The sequence below is a fragment of the Rhodanobacter sp. UC4443_H10 genome, assembly GCF_052978325.1.
Window position 1 is genome coordinate 567,617 of the sequence record NZ_CM129668.1, and the last position, 11,837, is coordinate 579,453.

The window sequence follows — 11,837 nt, forward strand, 5'->3', positions numbered from 1 at the left end:
GGAGCCGCGACCGGCTACCCCAAGGGCAACCGGCGCAATCCTCGCCGACGTCACGGGCGGGCACTCCACCCGATCCAGGCAACAGACGGATGGAAACCAGCGCCCGGCGAGTATCCTATCTAAGCAGGTTTTTTTCAATGCAGACGGCAACTTCCCGGGACGCACCTCACGGTGTACGTCAAGTCGAGATCGGCCCGGAGCGCGACGGGCAGCGCATCGACAACGCCCTGGTGACCCTGCTCAAGGGCGTACCCAAGAGCATGATTTACCGACTGTTGCGCACCGGACAGGTGCGCGTGAACGGGAAACGGGCCAAACCCGATACGCGTCTCGCTGACGGTGATACGCTGCGTATCCCGCCGGTGCGGATGGCCGACAAGGTCGAGGGTCGGGGGCCGGCCGAGGGGCAGGTGGCCGAGGTCGCCGAGGCCGTCATCTTCGAGGACAAGCATTTCCTGGTCATCGACAAGCCGGCCGGCGTGGCCAGCCACGGCGGCAGCGGGATCAGCCATGGGGCGATCGAGCTGCTGCGCGCGGCGCGTCCGCAGGAACACCTGGAGCTGGTGCACCGGCTCGACCGCGATACCAGCGGCGTGCTGGTGTTAGCTCGTACCCGGGCGGGATTGACCGGGCTGCAGGCGGCGATCCGGGCCGGCGAGGTTACCAAGCAGTACCTGTGTTTGATGCTGGGGCACCCGGCCAAGGCCAGGTTCGACGTCAATGCGCCGCTGCTGAAGTCGATCATGCAGGGCGGCGAGCGCATGGTGCGGGTGGCCGAGAGCGGCAAGCCGTCGTTGACTTTCTTCCGCGAAATGGAGCAGTACCCCAGCGCGCGCCTGATGCAGGCCACCCTGGGAACCGGCCGCACCCACCAGATTCGCGTGCATGCGGCGCACATCGGCCATCCGCTGGCTGGCGACCCCAAGTACGGCGATCGCGAGATGAACAAGCGCTACCGCGAGATGGGTCTGCACCGGATGTTCCTGCATGCGGCCCACCTGAGCTTCGACCTCGACGGGCGTTCCTACAGTTTCTCGGCGCCGCTGCCGGCGGACCTGAAGGATTTCCTCGACACGCTGGCCGTCAAGGGCAAGCGGCTGGTCTACACCCGCGAGAAGTCGCGTACCGACTTCTGATCAGCACTTGTGAAGACAACCACTTCCTGTGGTTTTCTTCTATCGCGAGCCCGGTACATGCCCGGACTCGCTCACGCGAATCAGACACTGGCGGGCCTGCTCCGCGTCCGGCGATCGGCCGACCGCTCCATGCGTTGCCTCAACTCGGGCATCCATGCCCTCGCCCTGGCTGGGCTTAGAGGTTGAAAAGTCACAACCTTTCAGCGCGCCAGCAGGGCATCGACCCGCGCGGCGCAGATGAAGTCGTTCATCGACAGCCCGCCCACGTCGTGGGTCGACCACAACAGCTGGCAATGGCCGTAGCCTGCTTCGATGTCCGGGTGGTGATCCTCGTGGTTGGCCATGAAGCCCACGGCATTGATGAAGCCCAGGGTGCGGTGGAAATCCTCGAACTTGAAATCCTTGACGATGGCCTTGCCGTCCTCGCGCAGTTGCCAGCCCGGCAATGCGCGCAGGAGCTTGGCGGCTTCCTCGGCAGCGAGCGCGTGCTGCTTGCCCTTGCGCGGTTGGCAGTGCTGGTTCGACAGTTCGGTGGCGTTCATCGCAAGGCTCCATGCAGGTTTGAAGTGAGAAGGGAAGGGTCGAAGCTGGCACGCGAAAAGTCAAAGCGCATGGCGACGCCAGCCATTGGACTCGAAACTGGACTAAAATGGTGCTGATTCACCGGTGAGGGCTCGCCGCCCCCGGTCCATGAACAGCGGAGCCAGGCATGATCGACATTTCCCCGCGGGCGCAGCAGCACTTCCTGCGCCTGCTTGACCAGCAAGGCATCGAGGGGCTGGGCATTCGCCTGCGGGTCACGGCGCCGGGCACGCCGGCGGCCAACTGCGAGCTGGAGTTCTGCGAGCCTGCCGACCTGGCAGGTGGCGAATGGACGATCGAGTGCGCCGGTTTCGAGTTCCATGTCGATGGCGACAGCGCCAGCTGGCTGGACCAGGCCAGCATCGACTTCGAGCCCAACGCCACCGGCGGCCAGCTCAACATCCGCGCGCCGAAGATCAAGGGGCACGTGCCCGGCGTGGATGCCGGCGTGATCGAGCGCGTGCGCTACGTGATCGAGGCGGAGATCAATCCGCGGCTGGCGTCGCATGGCGGGCGGGTGACCTTGCTGGAAGTCGATGCCGATGGCGCGGTGGTGCTGCAGTTCGGCGGCGGCTGCCATGGCTGCGGCATGGTCGATGTCACCTTGAAGCAAGGTGTGGAAAAGACCTTGCGCGAGCAGGTCCCCGAAGTCACCGCGGTGCGCGACGCCACCGATCACTCCGGCGGCGAGAAACCGTACTACAGCCGGCACGAGGGCAAGTCGGCGATGGCCTGAATCCGGGCCCGCCTATCCCGCAGTCAACAAAAAGGCCCGCATGGCGGGCCTCTTGTTGCCACGTCGGCGAGCTTCAGTTGTCGCCGCCGATATGACCTTTCAGCGTGTCCAGCTTGCCGGGCAGGCTGGAGAAATAGGCCGAGATGTCTTCGATGTCCTGGTCGGACAGCGTGGCCACCATGCCCTTCATGATCGGATTGTCGCGCTGGCCGCTCTTGTACTCGTGCAGGACCTGCTGCAGATAAAGGTTGTACTGGCCGGCCAGCCGCGGGTATTGCGGATCGACCGAGTTGCCGTCCGTGCCGTGGCAGGCGAAACAGGTGGCGGCCTTCGTCTTGCCGTTGGCGGCATTGCCGTTGGCGAGCGCTGCGGTGGAAGCGAATGCCAGCACGGCGCCGAAGGAGATCAGGGTAAGCACACGGTTCATGCGGAAGATCCTTGGCGATTACTTGGCGAGGCTGGAAAGATAGGCGGCGATGTCCTGGATGTCCGTGTCGGACAGGCTCTGCGCCTGCGCATCCATGGTCGGATGCTTGCGGTCGCCACTCTGGTAGCCATGCAGCGCGTTGACGATGTATTGCTCGTTCTGGCCGGCGATCTTCGGCACCGGGTATTGCGGATAGGCATTGGTGTAGCCGGGCACGCCATGGCAGCCGGCGCAGGTATACACCAGCTTGCGACCGGCGGCCTTGTCGCCTTCGGCATGGGCGCTGGTTGCAGCGAAAAGAGCCGTGGCCGCAACGAGGCCAAGCATGTGCAATCGAGTCATCGAGTTCATTCCCACTGGTACGGCGACTTGGGTGATGCAACCGCGCAAGTATAGACGTTGCCCTCGCGCCTGAACAACACTCCGCCGAATCGGACCTGCCATGGGAGCGAGGTTCGCGCTTCGAAATGGCCCACGGCAAGGCGCTTGCCGATGCGTCCCCGTCAAGACCGCGCGGCCGGACATGAACGGATCGCGCGAACGGCGCCAGCCTCGATTGCGGTTGCCGGCGACGGACCCATATACTTCGCGCGAGTCACCATTTTCCCCGGGGGTGTTCTGGCTTCGACGGGGGCAGTGAGATGGCTTGGTGCATGCCGAGGGGGCAGCTTTCCTCGTTAATCCAGCAGCAAACTCATAGTTGCCAACGACGACAACTACGCTCTCGCCGCTTAAGGCGTAAGCCCCGAACCCACTTGTGCTCATGCTCGTCGGTGTAGGGTCATTATCATGAGATCGCTGAAGACTGTCGCCTGGCGGTCGTAGGCAAGATCAATCAGGCTGGTTTCGCGGTGCGCTTTGCCCGCCGTGCTTGTCGCGAAACGAGATCGAACGGTGAGCTAAGCATGTAGATCCGGGCATTGAACGCCTTCGGACGCGGGTTCGACTCCCGCCACCTCCACCAATGCAAACCCATCAGGCGAGTGATTCGCCTGATGGGTTTTTTGTGTGCAGGCACTGGTCCTTGGCCCGCCCCGCATCGGATACCGATTGCAGCGACGGCCCCGTCTGCCCGGGAACGGGACTGAAGGGCCGTGCCGCGTGCGGCGAGTCAACCCGGGTGCTCGCGATCCGTTGAAGGCGGGCGACGTGCGCCGGCGTGGCGCGCGAGAGTTTTGGCTTCGTGGCTTCCGGGAGGGGATGATGGGTCGCAACTTTCGTTTGGCGTTCCAATCGTTTGCATGGATGAGCCTGGCGCTGTTGCCGTTGGTGGCGACGGCACAATCCGGTGCGTTGCGCGAGCGGCTGTTGCAGCGGCATGGTGCAACGGCGCAGCACGAATCGCGCGGGCCGGTGAACTTGCCGCCGGGCGCACGGTTGGTGCAGGACGTGGCCTACGGCAGCGATCCGCGCCAGCGTTTCGATGTGTATCTGCCGGCGCATGCCAGCGCAGCACCGGTGATCTTCATGGTGCACGGTGGCGGTTGGCGGCGTGGCGACAAGGCGGCGCGTGGCGTGGTCCAGAACAAGGTCGATCGCTGGTTGCCGCGCGGCTTCGTGGTCATTTCGGCGAACTACCGGTTGCTGCCGGATGCAACGCCGCTGCAGCAGGCGCAGGATGTGGCCCGCGCGCTGGCACTGGCGCAACGCAAGGCACAGCGCTGGGGAGCCGATCCTCGCGCGTTCATCCTGATGGGGCATTCGGCCGGCGCGCATCTGGTGGCCCTGCTGAGTGCCGAACCGGCGCTGGCGCGCGAGCAGGGCGCGCAGCCCTGGCTGGGCACGGTCTCGCTGGACAGCGCCGCGCTGGATGTCGTGCAGATCATGCAGGGCCGGCACCCGCGCCTGTACGACGATGCCTTCGGTTCGCAGCCCGCCGATTGGCTGGCGGCATCGCCGTACCAGCAGATGCGTGGCCGCATGGCGCCGTTTCTGGCGGTGTGCTCCAGCGAGCGGCGGGAGTCCTGCCCGCGTGCGCACGATTTCGTGCGCAAGGCGAAGTCTTTCGATGGAGAGGCTCGCGCGCTGGAGGAAGGCCTCTCGCATGGGCAGATCAATGCCGAACTCGGCTTGCCTACGGATTACACCGATGCCGTCGAACGCTTCATGCGCGGCCTCAGTCCCGCCGTCGAACAACGACTTGGCTCGGCGCAGCCCGCGACGTCGAGCCGCTGAGTTGCCGGCCGGCTCTCACAACGCCGAAAGGAATGCCACCAGATCGCTTTTCTGCCCGGCGCTCATGCCGATGTTGAAGCGGCTGTCGTAGAAATCGACCACGTCCATCAACGTCGCCGCCGAACCGTTGTGGAAGTACGGCGCGCGGGCGGCCAGGCCGCGCAGGATCGGTCCCTTGAACTTGCCGATGTCGGCCCACTTGCCGGTCAGCATGGCCAGGCCCGGGTCGGTGGTGCGCACCACCTCGCCGGTGCTGTAGCGGGTCAGCGTGTACAGCGGCAGATCCGGCGTGCGCCGGCTGGCGTCGGCAATGCCGATATTTACCGGCAATGCCACCGAGTGGTTGCCGATGTTCGGCGCGTTGTGGCAACTGCTGCAGCTGCCGTGGATGACCGGCACGCCGGTGACGTCGTTGAGGCCGGCCACGCCGCTGATGTCGATCGGCATGTGGTTGAACAACTGCTCGCCGCGGGCGATCGCGGCGCGTGCGCGATCGCGCGGGTCGCGGCTCAGTGACGCGCGCGGATCGTTCCAGCTGTCGAACAGGCGCATGGCGCGCGGGTCGAACGGTTCGCCGGTGGGATCGTTGTCGAAAGTGTCGTTGATGCCGACCCAGAAGCGCTGTTGGCCCAGGATGCTGGCCCCGCCCATGCCGCCGTCGTCGTTGAGGCGCCCGGCCTGCCGGTCGATCGACTGCGCGGTGAACAGGTGCGATTCGAACTCGACGATCCGGTCGATGACGGCGGCATCCGGCACGCTGCCCGCCTGCTCGTGGCCGAGGATGGCATCGCGCGCCTGCGAGGCCAGGCTGGCGTCGATGTCGCCGATGTCGATGCCGGCATCCATCGGCGGCTTGAACGGGGCAAAGGTCTCGCGTCCGTCCCACATCACTGCGGTGTCCCAGATCAGATTGGTGGCTGGCAGCGGGCGGCGGAACAGCGACAACTCGCGCGCGCTGGCGTAGCCGTAGGGATCGTCCACGGCAGTGAGTCTGAACTCGGCGTGCGCCGGCATCGGCATGCCGATGCGCAGCACGCCGCGCTTGAGCAGCATGGCGTAGGCGATGCGCCGCGCGTAGACGCTGGAAACGTCCGCAAGCGGCGAAACTGCGCCGTCGACCAGGGCGAAGATCGGGTCGGTGCCGTTGCTCTGCCGGAAGCGTTCACGCACCTCGGCGGCGGAGATCGTCCAGCCCTCCGCCTGGCGATGGCAGGAGTCGCACGAGCGCCCGTTGCTGCCGAGGCTGGCGAAGAACGGGTTGTCGATGTCGATGCGGCCGCTGGGCGTGCTGGTCTGCAGCCAGCCGGACGGGTCGGCGGTGACGGCGTTGTCTGCTGATGCCGGCGCCGGTCGGCCGTCCTGGGCCGACGCCATGCCGGCAAACGCGAGCAGCAAGAGTGCAGCCACGGCAGCCAGCTGCCGCGCGGCCGCATGGATCGCGTGATGATGAAACATGGTGGTCGACCTCCCTGGTAGCTCGTGCGCACGCGCGCCCCTTGCGCGGGTGGACACTGCGCAGAACACCGACGCGGCGGCAATTGCGACATGCGCCAGACCAGGCGCGTGAACCATGTGGACAGCGGGTTGCCGATGAGGTGACGGGTTTCCCGTCAGTTCGGCAAGGCGACGCAGGTGGCGATGGGTTGACGCAGCATCGCCTGCGGGCCGGCGAGCCCGGGATGGGCGGCAAGCCGGTTCGCTTCGATGATCGTGCTGGCCGCCCGTGCCCTGGCCGATGCCGCGGCGCAATCGCCTGTGCGCGCCGTTGCAATGGCCAGCCACAGCTGCGCGGCAAGCTGGCGTGGATGTGCCGGTGGCAATTCGCGGGCGGCGTTGGCGATCGCGGTGGCCAGCTCGGTCCTGGCCAGCTCCGGTTCGCCGCGCAGCAGTTCGACCCGGGCGCGCAGCGTATGCACCCACAGCAGCTGCGGGTCGTGGCGCGAAGCGGCGGCAGCCACGTCGCGATCGACGCTGGCCTGGAGATCGTCGGGACACCCCGCGCCGGGAGCCTCGGTGCAGGCGAGCAGCAAGCGCGCCTCGGCGATCAGCGGAGGCATCGGCCAGGAACGCGTGCGCAGGCCGGCGATCGCCGCCGGCAGCAGTGTGCGTGCCTGTTCGGGATGGCCCTCCAGCAGGTCGATGCCGGCCAGTTCGCTGTCGATGCGGCCGACCCGCATGCGATTGGCCGGGCTGTCGCCGTAGCGTTGGCGCGCGGCGGCAAACAATTCGCGCGCACCGGCCAGATCGCCGGCTTCCTCCAGGCCGAACGCGGTGGCTTCGAGCGAATCGCCATGCAGCGCACTGGTTTCTCCGAAACCGTCCGCCGACCATGCTTGCGCCTGGCGGCAACGCGCCTGCGCAGCGGCACGATCGGCGCGCAACCCTTCCAGCACGCACGCCTTCTGCGCCGCGTACACCTGGGTGAGTTGCGGCTGGCCGCCATGGCGCGTGTACAGCGCCAGCGCTTGCGTGAAATGCCGGTGCGCCTGCGCCCAGTCGCCGGCGCGATATTCGGACGAGGCCAGGCCGGCCAGCGCCAGCGTGGACTCGTTGCTGGACGGGCCGAAATGCGCGAGTTCGAACTGCAGGGTCTTGCGCCACATCGGGATCGCCTCGTCGTAGCGCGCCAGGCCTTCCAGCGCGGAGGCGACGTCGTTGTAGCCGATGCCGACGCGGGCGTCGTCCGGTCCCCAGGTGGCGATCCGCTCCGACAGCGCTTCGCGGGAGAGTTGCAGCGCGGCGTCGGCATGCCCTTCGCTGTTCTCGACCGCGGCCAGCGGGCCGAGCAGGCGGATCAGGTCCTCGCCATGGATGCCTTGCGCGCGCATGCGCCGGCGGGCCAGGCGCAGGTCGGCGCCGCCGGCCGCGAAATCCTCCGTGCGCACCTCGGCGTAACCGCGTGCGGTGAGCGCGCGGATCGCCTCGATGTCGGTGGGCGCCAGCGCTCGCGCGGACAGGGCAACGGCCCGGTCTGCGAGCCTGCGCGACTGCGCGGGTTCGCCGAGGTTCTCGTACAGGCGCGAGAACATCGCCAGCAGGTCCACGCGACCGGCGTCGTCCAGTTGCGGCGAGTGGTCGAGCTTTGCCACGCCGCGCGCCAGCAGCTCGCCGAGGCTGGGCTGTTTCGCGGGGGCAACGCCGTACTGGATCGGTGCGAACAGGTCCTCGACGAAGTCGCGCATCATGGTCGCGCGGATGGCTTGCTGGCGCGCAACGTGCGCCTGCCACAGCGCGGTGGAGAGCGAGACGAGCACGGCGAGCACGAGCACCGTCATGATCGCCACGCCGCCGCGATGGCGGTCGATGAACTTGCCGGCCCGATACCAGGGCGAGGGCGGATGCGCCAGCACCGGCAGGTGATCGAGGTGGCGTTCGATGTCGTCCGCGAGCGTGCCGGCCGAGGCATAGCGGCGCTCTGCGTCGGTGGCGGTGGCCATCCGCACGATGTTGTCGAGGTCGCCACGCAACTGGCGCCGCCATGCTCGCGCGGTGCGCGAGTTGCTCCTGCGCGAGACGGCGTCCGAACGCGTGGACGGCGGGCCGGTCTCGCCGGCAGTCCGTCGCCGGCCCGACAGCAGTTCGTCGAGCAGGACGCCGAGCGCATAGACATCCGTGGCCGTGGTCACTGGCTCGCGGGAGAACTGCTCCGGCGCGGCATAGGCCGGCGTGAGCGCGCGGTGCTGGGTGCGGGTGGCGTCATCGGTGCGGTCGTCGAGCAGCTTGGCGATGCCGAAGTCGAGCAGCTTCACCTCGCCGTCGGTGGTGACCAGCACGTTGGAAGGCTTCAGGTCGCGATGCACGATCAGCGCGCGATGTGCTGCTGCCACCGCGCGGCACACCTTCAGGAACAGCAGCAGGCGCGGGCGCAGCGGCAGGCGGCGATCGCGCGCGTAGTCGGTGATCGGCACGCCATCGACCAGTTCCAGCACGATATAGGCCAGCCCCTGTTCGGTGATGCCGCCCTCGATCAGCCGCGCGATGCCCGGATGGCGCAGCCGCGCCAGCGCCTCGCGCTCGCGCCGGAACTGGTCGCGCGCAGCCGGCGTGTAAAGGCCACGCGCCAGCAGCTTGAGGGCGACCTCCTGGCGCACGCCGGCTTCCTGGCGCGCGGCGCGGAATACGGTGGAGGAGCCGCCTTCACCCAGCACCTCGATCAGTTCGAACGCGTTGATCCGGCTGCCCGGCGGCATCGCCGCGGCGACACCGGCCTCGCCGATCACGCGCGCCGCGTCGACGGCGTCGCCGGGCAGCCAGTCGTCGTCGGCGGTGTCGGCGCTGAGCATGCGTTCGATCTCTTCACGCTGCTGCGGGTCGAGGCAGTGCGCGGCCAGCCAGTCCATGCGCGCGGCGCCGCTCAACTGCAGCGCTGTTTCGAACAACTCGCGCAATGTCGGTGTGGAGTCCACGTGGAGCGCCCTTGCCGAATGACCTGCCTGCGTTTAACCCCGCTGCGCGCCCGATTGCGACGTGACCGGCTCAGTCCATGTGCGCCTTGAGGAAGGCGCGGGCGAAGCGCCAGTCGCGGTCGATCGTGCGCCGCGCCAGGCCGAGGGTGTCGGCGATCTGCTGCAGGCCCAGCCCGGCGAAATAGTGCAGCTCCACCACTCGGGCGGCGCGCGCATCGGTCTGTTCCAGCGCGTTCAGCGCGGCATCCAGCGTCAGCGCCTGGGCGGCCGTATCCAGCGCGAGCCGGACATCGTCCTCGTCCAAGGTGACCTTCATCCATTGACCGCCGGCGCGCAGGCGCAGCCGGTCGCGGGCGCGGTTGGTCAGCAGGTGGCGCATGGCGCGCGCGGCGTAACTGAAGAACTGCGCCGGGTGTTCGAAGTGCAGTGCCTCGTTCTGGCCGATGCGCAGGTACAGCTCGTGCACCAGCTCGGTGGTGTCCAGCGTGGCGCCCTGGCGTCGATTCAGTTGCCGGGCGGCCATCGCCTTGAGGCGCGCGTAGACTTCGGCGAACAGGGCGTCCGTCGAACCTTCGGCAAAGGATGATCCGGTCCCCGTCATGCTCTTGCGTGCACCGCCCCGACGCGGAGCTGGTCGGGGCCGATGGTACGCCTGTGCGGGCCGGACAGGAAAAAGGCCGGCGCCCTCGGTTGCGGACGATCCGGCCTCTTGCATGACGTGGTGGAGCGGATGGGGATCGAACCCACGACCTTCGCATTGCGAACGCGACGCTCTCCCAGCTGAGCTACCGCCCCACGTGAGCGGCGCATCTTAGCAGCGTGCGAGGCGGTTCGCCAAGTGTTGGTTGCGGCGGGAAGGTGGCCCCGGCTGCGTCGTTACCGCCGCGTGCCCGCGGGGGAAATCGCCTCGTTCTGCTAATCTTGACGGCTGCCGTCGCTGTCGCTCGCACGGCGACCCGTCCCATCGTCAGCAGAGGATTCCATGGCGCTTACCCCGGCCCGCACCATGCCCGGCGTGCTCGAGCTGTTGCCGCTCGACCAGATCGCGTTCCAGCGCATGCTCGACGTGATCCGTCGCAATTACGAGCGTTTCGGCTTTCTCGCCATCGAGACGCCGGTGATCGAATACTCCGACGTGCTGCTGACCAAGAGCGGCGGGGAGACCGAGCGGCAGGTGTACTTCGTGCAGTCCACCGGCGCGCTGGGCAAGGCCGATGAGGGCATGCCCGAACTGGCGCTGCGCTTCGACCTCACCGTGCCGCTGGCGCGTTACGTGGCCGAGCACGAGCGCGACCTCAGCTTCCCGTTCCGCCGCTACCAGATGCAGAAGGTGTACCGCGGCGAACGCGCGCAGCGCGGGCGCTTCCGCGAGTTCTACCAGTGCGACATCGACGTGATCGGCAAGGACTCATTGTCGGTGCGCTACGACGCCGAGATCCCGGCGGTGATCTACAGCGTGTTCCGCGAACTGGCGATCGGCCCGTTCACCATCCAGCTCAACAACCGCAAGCTGATGCGCGGCTACTTCGAGAGCCTGGGCATCGTCGACGGCGAGCAGCAGATGCTGGTGCTGCGCGAGGTGGACAAGCTGGACAAGCGCGGCGCCGACTACGTGCGCGACACGCTGACTGGCGAAGCGTTCGGCTTGAGCAGCGAGGTGGCCGCCAAGATCCTGGCCTTCGTGCAGGTGCGCTCGACCTCGCTGCAGGACGCGTTAGACAAGCTCGATGCGCTGGGCGCCGGCCCGGAAGCGATGGAGCAGGGCCGCAACGAGCTGAAGGAAGTGCTCGGTCTGATCCACGCGTTCGGCGTGCCGGAAACACATTACGCGCTGAACCTGTCGATCGCCCGCGGCCTCGACTACTACACCGGCACCGTCTACGAGACCACGCTGAACGACCACCCGCAGATCGGCTCGATCTGCTCCGGCGGCCGCTACGAGAACCTGGCCGGCCAGTACACCAAGTCGCACCTGCCCGGCGTCGGCATCTCGATCGGTCTGACCCGGCTCTACTGGCAGCTGCGCGACGCCGGCCTGATCGACACGGCGAAGAGCACCGTCGAGGTGCTGGTGACCCAGATGGACGAGGCGCAGCTGCCGGCCTATCTCGCGCTGGCCGGCGAGCTGCGCGGCGCCGGCATCGCCACCGAGGTGGTGCTGGAAGGCGGCAAGCTGGGCAAGCAGTTCAAGTACGCCGACCGCGCCGGCATCCGCTTCGTGGTGGTGCTGGGCGAGGACGAGCTCGCCCGCGGCGTGGTGACGGTGAAGGACCTGCGCCGCGAGGACCAGTTCGAGGTGGCGCGCGGCGAACTGGTCAAGACGCTGCGGGTGGAGCTGGAGCAGGCTGCGGCAATGGGGTGAGGGCGCTATTGCC

10 protein-coding genes, 1 tRNA gene and 1 other RNA gene are annotated in these 11,837 nt (G+C 67.5%); 5 read left to right on the plus strand and 7 right to left on the minus strand.

Features of this window, described 5'->3' with window-relative positions; translation table 11 throughout:
• The first annotated feature begins 137 nt into the window (after positions 1 to 137).
• Positions 138 to 1,136 carry an RluA family pseudouridine synthase gene (locus tag ACVCMB_RS02580; RefSeq protein WP_395121382.1) on the plus strand — a complete coding sequence of 333 codons (999 nt, stop codon included), beginning with the start codon at positions 138 to 140 and terminating at the stop codon, positions 1,134 to 1,136.
• A 200-nt stretch (positions 1,137 to 1,336) separates the two neighbouring features.
• Here the strand turns inward: ACVCMB_RS02580 and ACVCMB_RS02585 are convergent, their stop codons facing one another.
• Positions 1,337 to 1,678 carry a 4a-hydroxytetrahydrobiopterin dehydratase gene (locus ACVCMB_RS02585; RefSeq protein ID WP_395118305.1) on the minus strand — a complete coding sequence of 114 codons (342 nt, stop codon included), beginning with the start codon at positions 1,676 to 1,678 and terminating at the stop codon, positions 1,337 to 1,339.
• A gap of 167 nt (positions 1,679 to 1,845) precedes the next feature.
• Between ACVCMB_RS02585 and ACVCMB_RS02590 the strand changes: the two genes are divergently transcribed.
• Entirely contained in the window at positions 1,846 to 2,454 is a 609-nt protein-coding gene (locus ACVCMB_RS02590; protein WP_395118307.1) for an NfuA family Fe-S biogenesis protein, read from the plus strand.
• A 73-nt stretch (positions 2,455 to 2,527) separates the two neighbouring features.
• On the opposite strand, the gene ACVCMB_RS02595 is transcribed toward ACVCMB_RS02590, so the two are convergent.
• Positions 2,528 to 2,881 (minus strand): c-type cytochrome, encoded by a 354-nt coding sequence (locus tag ACVCMB_RS02595; RefSeq protein ID WP_395118309.1) that lies wholly within the window; start codon positions 2,879 to 2,881, stop codon positions 2,528 to 2,530.
• A gap of 18 nt (positions 2,882 to 2,899) precedes the next feature.
• Positions 2,900 to 3,223, minus strand: a complete 324-nt coding sequence (locus ACVCMB_RS02600; RefSeq protein WP_395118311.1) for a c-type cytochrome — start codon at positions 3,221 to 3,223, stop codon at positions 2,900 to 2,902.
• 267 nt (positions 3,224 to 3,490) lie between these two features.
• On the opposite strand from ACVCMB_RS02600, the gene ssrA reads away from it, so the two are divergent.
• Positions 3,491 to 3,845, plus strand: a transfer-messenger RNA (tmRNA) gene (gene ssrA / locus ACVCMB_RS02605).
• Positions 3,846 to 3,889: 44 nt separating this feature from the next.
• The gene (locus tag ACVCMB_RS02610; protein WP_447106070.1) at positions 3,890 to 5,056 is read left to right on the plus strand and encodes an alpha/beta hydrolase; all 1,167 of its coding nucleotides are present in this window, start codon (positions 3,890 to 3,892) and stop codon (positions 5,054 to 5,056) included.
• A gap of 15 nt (positions 5,057 to 5,071) precedes the next feature.
• Here ACVCMB_RS02610 and ACVCMB_RS02615 read toward each other — a convergent pair whose 3' ends face one another.
• From ACVCMB_RS02615 to ACVCMB_RS02630, 4 genes are all read right to left on the minus strand, one after another.
• On the minus strand, positions 5,072 to 6,511 hold the full coding sequence (locus ACVCMB_RS02615) for a c-type cytochrome (RefSeq protein WP_447106071.1): 1,440 nt from the start codon (positions 6,509 to 6,511) through the stop codon (positions 5,072 to 5,074).
• Between the two features lie 155 nt (positions 6,512 to 6,666).
• Positions 6,667 to 9,462, minus strand: coding sequence for a protein kinase domain-containing protein (locus tag ACVCMB_RS02620; protein ID WP_447106072.1), 2,796 nt, complete (start codon positions 9,460 to 9,462; stop codon positions 6,667 to 6,669).
• A gap of 70 nt (positions 9,463 to 9,532) precedes the next feature.
• Complete coding sequence (locus ACVCMB_RS02625; RefSeq protein ID WP_395118319.1) at positions 9,533 to 10,063, minus strand: ECF-type sigma factor; 531 nt, start codon at positions 10,061 to 10,063, stop codon at positions 9,533 to 9,535.
• Positions 10,064 to 10,181: 118 nt separating this feature from the next.
• Positions 10,182 to 10,257, minus strand: a tRNA-Ala gene (locus ACVCMB_RS02630).
• A 187-nt stretch (positions 10,258 to 10,444) separates the two neighbouring features.
• Between ACVCMB_RS02630 and hisS the strand changes: the two genes are divergently transcribed.
• Positions 10,445 to 11,824, plus strand: a complete 1,380-nt coding sequence (hisS, locus tag ACVCMB_RS02635; RefSeq protein ID WP_447106073.1) for a histidine--tRNA ligase — start codon at positions 10,445 to 10,447, stop codon at positions 11,822 to 11,824.
• The last annotated feature ends 13 nt before the right edge of the window (positions 11,825 to 11,837 follow it).